This is a genomic window from Oribacterium sp. P6A1 (assembly GCF_000702885.1).
Taxonomy (GTDB): Bacteria; Bacillota; Clostridia; order Lachnospirales; family Lachnospiraceae; genus Oribacterium.
Window position 1 is genome coordinate 43,451 of sequence record NZ_JNKO01000005.1, and the last position, 15,646, is coordinate 59,096.

A 15,646-nucleotide genomic window follows, 5' to 3' on the forward strand; every position below is an offset into this window, starting at 1 on the left:
AAATCAGCAATTCATAAGCATAAGCTCACCGAATTTTTCAAGTGGATCGCCTGCAGGTAAAATGCCTGAAACTTTTCCGCCTGAAACAATCGCTATACGATCACATGTCTGTCTGAGTTCTTCAAGCTCGGAAGAAACCATGACTATGGTTACGCCCTGCTCTTTGTTTAACTTCTTAAGTGCATCAAGTACCAGTGCCTTGGCGCCTACATCGATTCCTCTTGTAGGTTCACTTACAAACAAAAGCTTCGGATTGAGTGCAAATGCCTTGGCAAGACAAATCTTCTGCTGATTTCCGCCTGAAAGCTCCTTTGCCTTCTGCTTTGTGCCGGTACACTTTATCTTAAGTTCGTCTATATATTTTTCTGTGACCTTTTTAATGGCTTCATCGTCTCTCCACTTAATGAGACCTCCCAAAAGCTTTTTCAAAAACTTGTCCTGTACCTGCATGGCAGCAAAGGAAACATTCCACTCAAGGGATTCGTCGAGTAAAAGTCCCACATTACGTCTGTCTTCCGAAACGAAAGCAAAAGAAGCATCAAGACATTTTCTCGGACTGTTAAGCGGGATAGTGTTTCCATCGAAGTTAATCTCACCACCGGCATTGCAGAGTCCCATGATACCGTTAGGTATACCAAGCTTACCCTGTCCTGCAAGACCACCTATGCCGAGGATCTCGCCTTCTCTTATATCGAGATTTACATTTTTAACTGTCTCTCCGGCCATGTCAACCCAGAGCTTACGGATAGACATAATGACTCTTTTATCCTTGCCAATATCTTCTGTCACATAATTGACTCCGGCTTTTTCTACACTTCTTCCTACCATCCAGCTGGTTATCTCAGGTACGGAAGTTTCGGATGCAGGAGATTCATTCACTATGTAGCCGTCTCTCATGGTGACAACTCTGTCACATACTGAAAGAATCTCCCCAAGTCTGTGGGTAATGAATATTACGGCGATGCCTCTCCTGGACATACCTCTAATGGACTCAAGAAGGGCCTCAGCCTCTTTTTCTGTAAGTACCGCAGTAGGCTCGTCAAGGATCAGTATCTTTAACTGCTTCTTGGAAAGCTCTCTTGCGATCTCGGTAAACTGTTTATGACCTACAGGCATGTCATTGATGACCATGTCCTTATCTATGTTCACGCCCATCTGCTGTATAGCATCCTGAGCGATTCTATTCATTTCATTACGGTCAAGTGTGTCGAGTCTGTCTGAAAACAGATCTGAAAGTACACTCTTCTTCTTTGACTCTCTGTTAAGCAGGATATTTTCTGTTGCCTTGAAACCCGGTATCAGTGAAAATTCCTGGTGTACCATACCTATTCCTGCAGCTATGGCATCAAAAGGGGATTGAAAAGAAACTTTTTCGTTATTGATGAGGATATCTCCGCCGTATCCTCCTGTTTCCCTGATGACATCCGCGCCAAACAGAATCTTCATCAAGGTAGATTTTCCGGCACCGTTTTCTCCGCAGAGTCCGATAACTTCACCTTCTCTTAAAGTAAGATTAATATCTGTGAGAACCTGATTACCATTGAAATCTTTTTTTATGTTACGCATTTCAAGCAGTGGCGCATTTTCCATTGTAAAACCTTTCTCCCATGTTGGAACATCAGTCCATAAAGATACCGACGTTACAAGATAAACGTGGGGAGATATTGTCTCCCCACGATGGTAAAACTAAATCTTATTTTGTTGTGAAATACTTCTCAGGAACCTCTATTTCAGTTGAACCCATATACTTTCCAGGATCGCCCATAATGTATGTATCCTGATATACAAGGAATGTATTGTCAGACTTTACACCTGTATCAACATTTGTGTACTGTGAACCATTCCATGAAGCCTTTGGAGAAAACTCTTCATAAGCCTTTGAAATATCATCGATATCTGTAAGCTCGCTCTTTCCGTCGATAACGTTCATTGCGTGCTGTGCAAGACCTGCTGAAACAGTGTAGCCATATGAATAAGCCCATGTTCCGAATCTTCCTGCACCGCCTTTTTCTACTACAGCGCTCTCAACCTTTGAAAGGATCTTCTCGAAGTCTCCTGCTTCCTCTGTAAGATCGATTCCAAGTGCTCCGGGATATCCCATAAGAGGTGATGGAAGATCTGCCTCGATGAAGTAACCGCCATTCTCAAGAAGACCTCTTAAAAGAGGCTCTGTGTGAGCATCATTAGTACAGAAGTAAGCTGAATCCTTACCATACTTCTCAATCCACTCAGGAACATGCTCGGCGATGTATGCCTGTGCACCCGGAACACCAACGTCTGTTGTAGGATCCGGTGCAGACTCCATAACGAAATTCATACCGAACTCCTCACAGGCTGCCTTCATGATAGCAACACGACGGCTCATGGTCTCATATGAGAGGTGACGAGGGAATGAGATGTGTACAAATGTCTTACATCCGAGCTCATGAGCTGTACGGATGATAAGATAACCACGGGCTACGAAATCGTTGTTACAAACGAGATCAGCTGCGCTTCCGATCTCAGGAAGGTCCTCATGAGACTCACCTGCGATACAAAGGATGTCAGGTCTTCTCTCCTTGATCTGACGGAATGCCTCTGTTGTTCCCGGAATAGCCTGATTTACGATGATAGCCTTCATCTCAGGGTCATCTGAAAGGTTTACGATGGTCTGAACAGTTGTCTCAAGCTCCTCAGTGAAGTTGTCAGGGTATGTAGCAAGGATAACTCTGTCCTCACCTACCTTTGCCTGGAATGCCTCAGCTCCACGTCTGTCATCCTCTGACTGTGAAACTGAACCGGTTACGATACCGATGTGATAATCACCGGCAGCATCATTCTCTGCAGCAGCGGTAGTTTCATCCTTCTGCTCTGCGGCTGCAGCAGTTGTAGCCTTCTCTTCAACAGTCTGGATGGTTGCTCCGCCTGAGCTTCCACAGCCTGCAAGCACGCTTGAAAGCATAACGGCTGCTGTCATAAAGCCAATAAACTTTCTCATATACTTTCCTCCTTTAATGCTTTAAAGTTATGATACTGTTGAATAATATAGCATAATATCAGTCATAAACAAATATAATATTTAAAATAAGCATAAAAATTTTTTATCCCATTTCGTTTTTAATAAAATTATGAAATCCACATATTACCCGGGTTTACACATAGGATTATCACAATCTGTATGCTATTATCTTTAGATATACTAATTAGTGAGCGTCAGAAGTATTTGCAACCCACTAATTAGCGCCTACGCACACATTCGTGTGAATGTGCTGCACATATATTAAAGTTAGTTCATAAAACCGAAAGTGAGTAGAATATGACCTTAAAGGATATAAATATCGGGGAAAGCTGCGTTGTAACAAGGGTTGGCGGTGAAGGTGCCCTTCGTCAGCATTTCCTGGATATGGGGATAATACCGGGAGCTGAAGTATCGGTTGTAAAGTATGCGCCTCTCGGGGATCCGGTGGAACTTATGATACATGGGTATCAGCTTACACTGAGACTGGACGATGCCGGCCAAATTGAAGTATCAAAGAAAGAAACAGGTTCTGAGTCCGGTATTGAACATACCAGCAGCCATAATTCCGTACATCCCGGACTCGGTGAGGGTGGAAAATTTCATCCGAAGGGAAGCGGTAATCTTCTTCCTGAGGGCACTACTCTCACATTTGCACTTGTTGGCAACCAAAACTGCGGAAAAACCACTCTTTTCAATCAGCTTACAGGTGCCAATCAGCATGTGGGTAATTTCCCGGGAGTAACGGTTGACCGAAAGGACGGTGTGATAAAAGGTCATCCTGATACCTTAGTAACGGATCTGCCCGGAATCTATTCCATGTCACCATACAGCAGTGAAGAAATCGTATCCCGTAATTTCGTCATGAACGAAAAGCCGAAAGCAATCATTAACATTGTGGATGCAACAAATATCCAGCGAAATCTTTATCTCACCATGCAGCTTCTCGAGATGAATATTCCTATGGTGGTTGCCCTCAATATGATGGATGAAATAATGCAGAACGGCGGAACCATTGATGTAAATGAAATGGAAGCTGCTCTCGGTGTTCCGGTAGTTCCCATCTCGGCAGCAAAGAATCAAGGCATAAACGAGCTGATCGAACATGCTATCCATATAGCACGCTATCAGGAAAAACCTTTAAGACAGGACTTTTGTGATCAGAACACTCATAACGGAGCTGTTCACAGATGTATCCATGCTGTTATCCATCTTATCGAGGATCATGCATTAAATGCCGATATTCCGGTACGATTTGCAGCAAGCAAGGTGATCGAGGGTGACATGCTGGTACTCGATAAGCTTAAGCTTGATGAAAATGAAATAGAGACCATTGAGCATATTGTTCTGCAGATGGAAAAGGAACGTGAGCTTGACAGAGGGGCAGCCATTGCTGATATGCGTTACTCTTTTATAGAAAAAATCTGCTCGGCCTTTGTAAGTAAGCCCAAAAAAAGCAAGGAAAGCATCAGAAGTGAAAGAATTGACCGGATTCTTACGGGAAGATGGACAGCTATTCCGCTGTTCATTCTGATAATGTTTATCATATCCTGGCTTACATTCAATACAATAGGAGGAACTCTTCAGGGATGGCTTGAAGAACTGATAGGTGCATTAACTGAAATGACCGATACCGGCCTTGCTGCACTCGGCGTTAATCCGGTTCTTCACGGACTTATCATAAACGGAATCTTTGCAGGTGTGGGAAGCGTGCTCAGTTTTCTTCCTATTATAGTGACACTGTTCTTCTTCCTGTCGCTGTTGGAGGATTCAGGTTATATCGCAAGAGTTGCCTTCTTTATGGATAAGCTGCTTAGAAAAATAGGCCTTTCCGGAAGAAGTATCGTGCCCATGCTCATCGGTTTCGGCTGTACAGTCCCTGCAGTCATGTCAACCAGAACTCTTCCAAGTGAACGTGACCGTAAGATGACTATACTTCTTACACCGTTTATGAGCTGTACTGCAAAGATGCCTATTTACGCCTTTTTTGTGGATGCCTTTTTCCCGAGATATAAAGCACTGATTCTCATAGGTCTTTATCTTCTCGGTATTATTATTTCCATACTTGTGGCCATGCTTTTCAAGGGTACACTTTTTAAAGGGGAAGCTGTTCCTTTTGTTATGGAGCTTCCGAATTATCGTCTTCCCAGCCCGAAGAATGTATTCCGGCTCTTATGGGAAAAAGCAAAGGATTTCCTTCAGAGAGCATTTACAGTCATATTTATCGCTACTATCATCATATGGCTGCTTCAAAGCTTTGATATTCACTTTAATCTGGTAGACGACCAGAAAGACAGTATCCTTGCCATGTTTGCAGGAATACTTGCTCCTTTAATGGCACCTGTAGGACTCGGAGACTGGCGTATCTGTACAGCCCTTATCAGTGGTTTCATGGCAAAGGAAAGTGTAGTTTCGACTTTGGAGATTCTTTACGGACAGGATGTTCATGCATTTTTAACTGAAGCGGCTGCGGCCTCACTTCTGGTTTTCTCACTTCTGTATACACCATGTGTTGCCGCAATAGCTTCTATCCAGAGAGAACTTGGGAAAAAATGGGCATTGGGCGTGGTATTCTGGCAATGCTTCCTTGCCTGGATTGCGGCTTTTGTAACCCATTTTCTGATGTGATGAAATGATCAAAATGACGCAGCACATTGCACACGAATGTGTGCGTGCTTAGCATCATCAGTGAGTGGCAAATATATATCACTTAATCCGGAGGAAAAATCATGGAACAGGAATTTACGATCAGAAAGGCTTCTGTTATTGACGCAGCCGCAATACTTGCTATATATGCACCTTACGTAGAGGAAACTGCCATTACCTTTGAATATACAGTTCCCACTCTTTCCGAATTCAAAGAACGTATACGAAATGTTCTGAAAAAGTATCCGTATATCGTTGCGGAAAAAGGCGGAACCATCGCAGGTTACGCCTATGTAAGTTCCTTCCATGAAAGGGCTGCCTACAGCTGGGCTGTTGAAACCTCCATATATTTAGATAAGAATCTCCGAAAGACGGGTCTCGGAAAACGTCTTTATAACGCACTTGAAGATATTCTTAAAAAGCAGGGGATACTGAATCTCAATGCCTGCATAGCATATCCTGAAAAAGAGGATCGTTATCTAACCAAAAACAGCGTTGAGTTCCATGAGCATCTCGGATACAGTATGGTCGGTGAGTTCCATAAGTGTGGTTACAAGTTCAACCGCTGGTACAACATGGTGTGGATGGAAAAAATCATCGGAGATCACCTTTCAGAGCAGCCTCCGGTAAAAAGCTTTGATGAAGTTCTGGGTGAAATTGATTTCAGTAAGTACTGATTAGAGTATAAGGTGCTCTTAACCCCAATGTGTATGTTGGGGCTTCTTTGCTTCAACAAAAGCCTTAAGGTATCTTTCCTGAAGCCTGCTGCATAAGAAATAAACAGAACATATCAGTGCCTGTTTATAGACTCCAGAAATTCCCTGGCTCTTTCTGACTTAGGTGATGTAAAGAATTTCTCCGGTGTGTTCTCTTCCACGATAGCTCCGTCAGCCATGAACACAACTCTGTCGGCAACACGGCGGGCGAAGTTCATCTCATGGGTAACCACGATCATGGTCATGCCTTCATTGGCAAGCTCGATCATGACATCCAGAACCTCCTGAATCATTTCAGGATCCAGCGCACTTGTAGGCTCGTCAAAAAGCATAACCTTGGGATGCATGGCGAGAGAACGTGCGATGGCAGCTCTTTGCTGCTGTCCGCCCGAAAGCTGCGCAGGCATTTTCTGAGCCTGTGAGTCAACACCTACTCTCTTAAGAAGTTCCATGGTCTCCTTCTTTACTTCCTCCTTCGGGCGATGAAGAACATCCACCGGTCCCATACAGACATTGTCGAGGATAGATTTGTGGGCAAAAAGATTGAAAGACTGGAATACCATACCTATTTCAGCTCTGAGTCCTGCAAGCTCGGCACCGCCCTCAGGAAGCTTCCTGCCTTCTATCAGTATTTCTCCCGAATTAATGCTTTCCAGGCGGTTGATGGTACGGCACAATGTCGATTTGCCGGAACCGGAAGGCCCGATAAGTACAACTACCTCTCCCTTTTTGACCTGAAGATTTATATCCTTAAGAGCATGGAGCTCTCCGTAATATTTTTCAGCAAGTGTGACAGAAGCTTTATTCAAAAGATAATTTATAAGTACATAGATCACCGCTGCCATGAGATATACAGAAAGCATGGCATCATAGTTTGAAATCAGAACCTTTGCGTTCTGCATAAGGTCCGGGAAGTTCACTATATATATGAAAAGGTCGTATCCTTCACAACGATTACCAGATCTGAGACCAGTGCCGGAATCACATATCTTATGGCCTGAGGGAAAATGATTTTCGTAAAAACCATGGTTTCCCGCATCATCAAATACCTTTCATCTGCACCTATGGTAAAATCTTTTTTTTACCTGTATAATAAACGGACTTGAATGACAGAACGGAGTTTATTATGGAAATAAGACAGCTTATCACATTCCAAAAGGTAGCTGAGCTTGAGAGCTTTTCCAGGGCAGGTCATGAGCTTGGGTATTCTCAGTCTACAGTGACTGTACAGATAAAAGCCCTGGAAAATGAGCTCGGAACTTTGCTGTTTGACAGATTCGGAAAAAATGTAAAGATCACAGCGGACGGGAAGCTTCTTTTAAAATATGTAGAAAACATAATGAATCAGATAAATTCCCTGAAGGGTACTCTCGGCAATGAATCTGCCAGAACTCATACACTTCATATCGGGACGCTGGATTCACTATGTATGTTCACACTTACAGAAATTCTGAAGCTTTTAAGAGAGCATCACCCGGAATACCATATCAAGATAACCAGAGGTTCACCTTCTGAGCTCACAGAAATGATGGAAAAGAACGAGGTTGACATCATATATATTCTGGATGCTCTGTATTACAATGTTCACTGGAAAAGAGTCATCGAGAAAAAGGAACCCTGCATCTTTGTCTGCGGACCTCAGAATCCAATATTAAAGAAGGATGACATTAAGCTCAGTGAACTTGTGAAGGAACCTTTTTACCTTACTGAGGCTGATGATAACTATCAGTTTGCCCTGGCACAGTATCTGGCTTTTCAAAATCTTTCTATTGACCCTGTCCTTGAAGTAGGAAGTACAGAGGTCATATCAAAGATGATACATGAGACCGGCGGCTGTTCATTTTTGCCATACTTCGCCATAAAAGAACATCTGGAGAGCAATTATCTTTCTCGGATTCCCGTAAAAAATTTTCATATAGACATGTTTCATCAGGTCATATATATGGAAAACAAGTGGGTGACCGGAGAAATGCTTGAATTCATACGAATCGCAAAAGCGACTTTGCTGTAAAAAAAGGTCCCCCAACCGAAGGTACGTACATGTACCCTGGTGGGGGACTGTTCTGTTTTTAAAGGAAAAATATTTATATACTTAGTTTTTGATATGCTGTATCAGGTTAACTGCAATTCCTGATTGGGATATCATTATCGCAGACTTCGAACTCTTCATATCCACAGTCTTATCTCCGTAGAAATTTTTGAATCCATGGTCTGTAAGCAGTTTGTAAGCCTCATCAAAATCATCTACATTCATGCGGATGGCAGTGACGTCCTGAGGGAGCTTCATGTCCGGAACAGAAATGTCAAGATAAAATCCGTTTGCATCCTTCATCCTGATACCTTCAACATTCAGATCACCTATTCCCTGCGGATTATGATGCTTCTCAAATCCCAAAGCCTCAAATACTTTTACTATGGAGTCTCCGTCGTTGGTAATAATCTGTGGATTAAAAGTTGTTATTTTCATATACATACCCCTTTCAAGGTTCAGTAGAACTTATTTTCGGGCTTTATTTATAATGCAATTAACACTATAAAAATCAGTCCTTTTAAGGATATCGACAGCTTTTAATCTGATATAACATGTTATTCCATCAGATTACTTTCAAATTGACTTTTTTTCTCTTCTCCGTAGTCCTCATAAGAAAGCTTCAGGAACTTATCAAGAGCTGTTGTACGGAATTCTGCCCAGCTCTCGGCCTCATGCTTTACAAGTATGGGGTAGAACAGAACTTCATTTTCTTCTGCGGCCTTTCTGTCTCCCGGAGCGTCTCCCACCATCAGTATATGATCCTTTTCATATCCCTTTTCAGATATCATCTTAATGCAGGCGCTTTTACTGCCCACCTCCTGAGTACATATCACATCCACCATTTCAAGAAGTCCGAATCTTTCCCATTCCTTCCTTACAGCTTCAGGATTGGCACTGGAAACTACAGCGATGTCAGCAGATTCATGGATAAGTGAAAATGCTTCCTTCACTCCTTCAAAAGGCTTTATCTCCTCCTGAGGAAGCTTTTCTATTTCTTCATTGACACTCCGGCTCCAGTTGAGAGCCTTTTCGAAAACAGGTGATGTTCCGATCTTCGACACTAAAGAGGAATTACTTAATTCAGGAGCTGTTTCACTCCATACACGCAGTTCTTCTACACCATCGATCTTCCTGTATTTCTCATTTATCTCTGAAAGAGCCATGCTGAGCCCCTTGAATCTGTTGATCCCGCGGGTGAGGGAATAGAGATTTATCTCATTCCATCTCTCAAGTATTTTCTGCTCCCACTCTGAAAGCTCCCATTCCTTCACCATGCATGGACCAAAGCATCTTATATGCTTGATATTCATAGTGTCCATGGCACATCCATCTGAATCTATACACACTATATGATTGTGTTTTTTCTTAAAATCCAAAACAGACATTAAAACTCCTTTTACATCACATTTTCTGTAAACAATGTCACTCTATGATAATCAGGACCCGTACATTTTCATGTAACGGGCCCGGTATCATACTAAAATCTCTTTTTCAAAGTCTTGTATCCCATCTGTCACACCATACAAGGTCATTGTACCTGCCCTTGAACTCTGATTTACCTGTAAGCTTCTCGACCAGCTTACGGATGTACTCAGGAGTCGAGCCGTAAGCATTGACAAAGGTCTTCATCATAGGAACGTCATAGAGGTGATTGGTGTAGTTAAGGGAAACAGCCACTGTGGGTACCTCCCGTACGAACCATGGAATCTCATGGGAGTGTGAAACTGAATAGGTGAGCCTTGTGTTATTTTCCTTCGCATAGCCCTTCATGTCGATGACAAAAAGCACCAGATTCGTGTTTTTCTTGAACTCTTCCCTGCTTTCATGCTCCATCATCCTGAATTTGTTGAACTTAGAGGGAGATTCCATCTCATACTCGTAGTAGTCTTTGGGAGCAGTGACCTCGAAGCCAGCCTTTTCCAGTTCCTCAACAAGAAGTTTTTTAGCCGGATCAGCCCCGTCAACTGATGAAACAGGTGCGCTTTCGATAAAATAAAGGAGAACCCGCTTCTTCTTTTCAGGGTCCACAGGCAGTATCTTCTGGGTGTCCTTTACAAGTGTAATGCTTTCGTCCGCAGCCTGTTCGGCAAGCCTGTGGTGCTCTTCACAGCCTACTATCTTAAGATCTTCCCTATTCGGGAACACAAGCTCATCAAGACCGAGATGTGCCTTTAGTCCGAGGATCCTGTGAAGTGCATCGTCAAGTCTTTCCTCAGTGATGGTGCCGTCCTCTATACCCTCTCTTAGGTATGCTATATCCTCTTCATGATCGTTGAAGAAAAGTATCATGTCACAGCCTGCCGCCACAACTCCCTGCACCGCATGCTTTCTGTCCGCTGCTGAAGTAAGACCTGCCATATGAGTGGCATCGGTAACGATCAGTCCGTTAAATCCAAGCTGTCCTCTGAGAAGTCCCTGTAAAAGTTCGGGTGAAAGAGTTGCGGGAAGTATATCTTCATCCTTTATCTCCGGATTAAACTTCTTCGTATAAGCTCTTTGACAGATGTGACCAACCATGACACTTTGAAGTCCTGCATCGATGAGCTTCTTATATACTTTGCCGAAACTCCGGTTCCACTCTTCTGTAGACAAGTCATTGCAGCCCATGACAAGATGCTGGTCTCTTTCCTCACTTCCGTCTCCCGGGAAATGCTTAGCTGCACAAGCCAGACCTGCCCTGTTCATTTCTTCCATATATGCAAGGGATCTTTCTGCAACAAGCTCAGGGTCATTCCCGAAAGCTCTTGTATTTACGATTGTGTTTCTCCAGTTGGACACCACATCGCATACAGGTGCAAATGTCCAGTTGCAGCCCACACTTCTTGCCTCCATGGCACCGACTCTCGCCATAGCTCTTACAGTATCGGAAGTTTTGCTCGCACCGCAGGCAGCACCTGTAGCTATGAATGTTCCTTCGGATACTGCTCCGTTTCCGCCTGCTTCACAGTTTGCTGCAATAAGAACCGGAATCTTGCTGTGCTCCTGAAAATACCTGTTCTGTTCGTATATTTCCTCAAGAGTTCCACCCTGCCAGCGAACTCCGCCTATGTGGTATTTATTAATAAGCTTATCAAGAGTCTCAGGATCTCTTTGAAGTGTCAGATTGATGAAAAGCTGTCCTATCTTTTCATCAAGAGTCATGTTTTTTATTGTATCTTCCACCCACTGGATCTTTTTTTCACTGAGGTAAAAGGGCTTTGCTTTAAGATCTACCATTTTTTTCATCACACTCCGGTCTTATAACACAGATCGGAGGCTCCTTTCCTTTTTTATATTTTAAAGTCAACTATCTATATTCTTGATTTTCGAAAGCTATAAAGGAAATAACCTTTGAAAATCCATACATCCGCAGGGACCCTTATAGAAAACTGTCTTTATCAGTATTTCCTCAGGGTCCCAAAATGGCTATACATTTATTTTGTCTTGTAATCGAAATCCGGAATCTTTGTCCATCTTTCTTTGAAGTAATGAGCTGCAAGCTTTGGCTTTCTGTCTCTTGTGAAAAGTCCCTTCTTGTTGCCCTGCACTCTCATGATGCTCTGACTTGTGGCAAAATCAGCAAAGTTCCATACCTGCTCTCCCACAACAAAGTCGAATTCATCAAACACAGCGTTGTTCATCTTGTAATACTCAAGCTGATACTCCTCTGTAAACATTACCGGAGTCGTATCATGGAATCCCATGACCGTATCCGCTCCATATTCTGTGAACATCAGTGGCTTTCCGGTCTTCGCCCACTCTGAAAGCTCATTTCTCAATGCTTTTTCCGAGCCTTCGAGATCAGGGCCACCGAAGTACCATCCGTAATATCTGTTCAGGCAGATAACGTCTGAGAGTTTTCCGGATATGTCTTTATCAGGGCCTCCCGCAAACTGTACACTTGTGAGTGTACATGGACGCTTCTCAGGATCAAGCTCCTTCGCCAGCTTAAACAGTGGCTCAAAGTATTCATATGCCCCTTCGGAATATGAATCCGGCTCATTTGCGATATTCCACATGACAACTGAGCAGTAGTTTTTGTCCCTTTTTATGAGATCACGGATCACATCCTTATGATGTTCAAATGTCTTTACACCATGCTCCTTGTCAAAGGTCTTTACCTTCTTCCCATGAAAGTTCGCACCGCCTCCGAAATCAAAGTTAATGCCTACCGCCGTTGTCTCATCGATGACAACCAGGCCTTCCCTGTCCGCAAGTCTCATCATTTCCTCACTGTAAGGATAATGACTGCAGCGGAAACTATTGGCCCCCTGCCACTTCATAAGGGAAACATCCTTTACATACATGGGAATATTTATTCCTCTTCCTGCAGGGAAGGTGTCCTCATGCTTTCCATAGCCCTTGAAGTAGAAGGGCCTTCCGTTAATGAGGAATTTATCGCCCTTTACCTCAACACTTCTGAAGCCGTAAGGAAGACTGTAAACATCTTCTTTAAAGGTGACCTCTATATCATATAGATAAGCGTTAAGAGGCTGCCAGAGGTGTACATCCTTTATATCTATACTTCCCTTTGTGCCGAAGCTTTCAGCTACGAGCTTTCTTTTTTCGTCATAGATTCTTACTGTACATTCCTCTTTGCTTGAAGATGTTTCACATTCAGACTTTTTTGTTTCTTCAGAATCTGAGTCCGGCATGGGTGATGTTACCGGGGCTTTAACATTTCCTTCTTCAGACTCCGTACATCTGACAGCTATCTCATATAGAAGACCTGCATCCTTCCCTTTTATCAGAGGCTTCAGAGTGATGTCATCGATGTAAGCCTTTGGGGTTGTATATATGCGGACAGGTCTTGTGAGTCCACAGTAATTGAAGAAATCAAAGTTCGGATTATTTATCTTCCGCTCACTCTTAAATGCATTTCCGACAGGTGAACCACCGCCCATCATACTGCTTTCCCCGCCTACAGGAAGAGTCGAATAGTCTATGATATTTGAAACAGCTATCGTTAAGAGATTGTCGCCGTCATGAAGCTCCTGACCGATCTCAACTTCAAAGGGGAGGAAACCGCCTTCATGTCTGCAAAGTTCTTTACCGTTCAGATAAACTATCCCGTGGTGTGTGACGGCATCACATCTCAGCATAATCCTCTGGGTATCCCTGATGAGCTTCGGGACAGAGATGTTTCTCTGGTAAAATACCCATCCGTAATGATCTCTGAATGAAACGCCTTCCTTTAAATCATTGTAGGATGAAGGTACGGGCATGGTCATGGGATTTTCGAGAGGCCTTTCATACCACTTTTCAGTGAAGCCCTTTCCGTTATCCAAAGCAAAATTCCATATACCCGAAAGGTCAACAACCATTCTTGATGATGTATTCACAGGATAAAGCATTTTTTCCTCCCTATATTGTAAAATGATATTCCTTGATCATAATTTGATTTAAGTTTCATATCCGGTTCCTATTTCCCTTTTTAGACGAACCCATTTCGTTTTTGTTACTCAATGAAAGATTTTTATGTGAAGATTTTCTTCTCATGCAACATCTTTCTTTTCCGAGATGGTTTTTCTTATCTCAGCCATCTTTTCAGCAGAAAGAGGATAATATTTCATTGCAACTATATTGGCTATAAGTCCCAGGGAAACGAGACCATACATCAGAAATATACCTACGCCCTTCAGAGCCGGTGTATATGGTGTATCCACATCAGGCATCTGCGTAGTGAATCCGATGGCAGCAAGGCAGATACTTGCGATAAACGGAGCCAGTGAAGAAACCATTTTATCAATGAAACTGAAAAGTGTTCCCATAAGTCCCGGAACGTAACGGCCTGAACGATAGGTTTCATAATCTGTACAGTCTGCGATCATCGGAATAACGATATTTGAACTTACCTGCTGGAAACCTCCTGTTATTACAGTCAGTGTAAAAAGTGATACTGTGAAGAAATTGAAACCGCTGAAGCCTTCATATCCCGGAAGATTAAGACTTGTAGGATCTCCTAATGCCCAAAGCAGCATCATTAACACGTTTCCTATAAGTGCTATCCAGCTGCTGAGAACCATGGCTTTCTTCTGTCCGAATCTTGTGGCGATAACTCCCACTCCCAGGATAACGAAGATAACATTACCGATGGTGGTATAAATCTGGAAACCACCGGAGAGAGCAAAGTTGCCTGCCACTATGGCATACATGATGAGAGTAACTGTTGAAGTCTTGGCTGCTGTTCCAAGTTTGTCAGTTGAAGCTGCGATAACAAGCATCTGTATTGCCTTATTGCTTTTGATGACATCAACATAATCCCTGAAGGTAATCTTCTGAACCTCACCTGTACCGAAATACTCTCTTCTGTCCTTAGGCCAGATGGAGATGACTGCGATGGCTGTGAAAACCGCTGAAGTTACGGCAACTATAAGCCAGAACTCATGGAACATGGCAATGTCTTTACCGAGGCCGTGGTACTTGGCCGCAAGATACGAAGAAACAAAAACCTGTCCTCCCGTGAAAAGGATCATGTTGTAAATTGCATCGAACACTGTGAAAAGGGGCCGCTGTTTAGGGTCATTGGTAACACAGGACTGTGCCGCTTTTGTTGTTACACACTGGAAGGTGTAACCGATATAATAGATCGCATTTACAAGTATGAAAAAAAGGATTCTCGGGGCTCCCTCAGGAAGTGAAGGAGTCACATAGAACATAAGGAAACTTGCAAGGGCAAGAATCAGATTTCCCATGATCATAAAGGGTCTGTTCTTACCGAACTTTCCGTCTGTTTTGTCAACGATATAGCCTATGATGGGATCAGTTACACCATCCCATACACGCATTATCATCGAAAAGCTTCCTGCCAGTACTACTCCCAGGCCTACCCATCCTGTGATGTAATAAGCTATGAAGTTCATAAGAAAAAGATAAAGGTTTGTTGCGGTGTTGTTCAGGGCATACCCTGCAATTCTCCAGGTTGGAACTCTGTGAATTCCGTTTCCGACATCATATTTACTGCTTCCCATTTCAGGTCCTCCAGATTAAAATACCCGGTATCTGATACCATATTCCGAATGGATTTCACAACTTATCAAATACCTTAGTTTTTATTGATTTCGTCCATGGTTATTTCTGAATTATATGCCGGCAGGTTATCCAGATCCTTATCCATGACTCATATCTTTTTAATGAATTGTTTGAATTTCAAGTGTCTTCATGATAATCTGATGTCAGAATTTGGACAATGACTATATTTTGTAATTATAGTATTATATTTGTCTCCGACATCTTAAAACAAATTTAGTACTATATCATCCAAATATAGAGCCTTAT

Annotated in this window: 11 protein-coding genes; 3 read left to right on the forward strand and 8 right to left on the reverse strand. The window is 42.9% G+C overall.

Annotation, left to right across the window (positions count from 1 at the left end; all coding sequences use genetic code 11):
* Nucleotides 1–3 precede the first annotated feature (3 nt).
* Both T515_RS04830 and T515_RS04835 read right to left on the reverse strand, forming a co-directional pair.
* A complete protein-coding gene (locus T515_RS04830) occupies nt 4–1,590 on the reverse strand; it encodes a sugar ABC transporter ATP-binding protein (protein WP_036608293.1) in 1,587 nt (528 codons plus the stop codon).
* Between the two features lie 103 nt (nt 1,591–1,693).
* Entirely contained in the window at nt 1,694–2,977 is a 1,284-nt protein-coding gene (locus T515_RS04835) for a DUF3798 domain-containing protein (RefSeq protein ID WP_036608295.1), read from the reverse strand.
* Between the two features lie 318 nt (nt 2,978–3,295).
* Here T515_RS04835 and feoB point away from each other — a divergent pair, with 318 nt between their 5' ends.
* Entirely contained in the window at nt 3,296–5,623 is a 2,328-nt protein-coding gene (gene feoB, locus T515_RS04840; RefSeq protein WP_036608297.1) for a ferrous iron transport protein B, read from the forward strand.
* 101 nt (nt 5,624–5,724) lie between these two features.
* Nucleotides 5,725–6,318: a GNAT family N-acetyltransferase gene (locus T515_RS04845; RefSeq protein WP_036608300.1), complete on the forward strand. Its 594-nt coding sequence runs from the start codon at nt 5,725–5,727 to the stop codon at nt 6,316–6,318.
* 113 nt (nt 6,319–6,431) lie between these two features.
* Here the strand turns inward: T515_RS04845 and T515_RS04850 are convergent, their stop codons facing one another.
* Nucleotides 6,432–7,202, reverse strand: a complete 771-nt coding sequence (locus T515_RS04850; RefSeq protein WP_051671471.1) for an amino acid ABC transporter ATP-binding protein — start codon at nt 7,200–7,202, stop codon at nt 6,432–6,434.
* 281 nt (nt 7,203–7,483) lie between these two features.
* Between T515_RS04850 and T515_RS04860 the strand changes: the two genes are divergently transcribed.
* Nucleotides 7,484–8,368 (forward strand): LysR family transcriptional regulator, encoded by an 885-nt coding sequence (locus tag T515_RS04860; RefSeq protein ID WP_036608302.1) that lies wholly within the window; start codon nt 7,484–7,486, stop codon nt 8,366–8,368.
* An 81-nt stretch (nt 8,369–8,449) separates the two neighbouring features.
* Here the strand turns inward: T515_RS04860 and T515_RS04865 are convergent, their stop codons facing one another.
* The 5 genes from T515_RS04865 to T515_RS04885 form a co-directional block, all read right to left on the reverse strand.
* Nucleotides 8,450–8,824, reverse strand: a complete 375-nt coding sequence (locus tag T515_RS04865) for a hypothetical protein (protein WP_036608304.1) — start codon at nt 8,822–8,824, stop codon at nt 8,450–8,452.
* A gap of 119 nt (nt 8,825–8,943) precedes the next feature.
* Complete coding sequence (locus T515_RS04870) at nt 8,944–9,774, reverse strand: HAD family hydrolase (RefSeq protein WP_036608307.1); 831 nt, start codon at nt 9,772–9,774, stop codon at nt 8,944–8,946.
* A gap of 106 nt (nt 9,775–9,880) precedes the next feature.
* Nucleotides 9,881–11,614, reverse strand: a complete 1,734-nt coding sequence (locus tag T515_RS04875) for a glycoside hydrolase family 3 protein (RefSeq protein WP_242839326.1) — start codon at nt 11,612–11,614, stop codon at nt 9,881–9,883.
* 188 nt (nt 11,615–11,802) lie between these two features.
* Nucleotides 11,803–13,722, reverse strand: coding sequence for a beta-glucuronidase (uidA, locus tag T515_RS04880; RefSeq protein WP_036608309.1), 1,920 nt, complete (start codon nt 13,720–13,722; stop codon nt 11,803–11,805).
* A 141-nt stretch (nt 13,723–13,863) separates the two neighbouring features.
* Nucleotides 13,864–15,339: an MFS transporter gene (locus tag T515_RS04885; RefSeq protein ID WP_036608311.1), complete on the reverse strand. Its 1,476-nt coding sequence runs from the start codon at nt 15,337–15,339 to the stop codon at nt 13,864–13,866.
* Nucleotides 15,340–15,646: the final 307 nt, after the last annotated feature.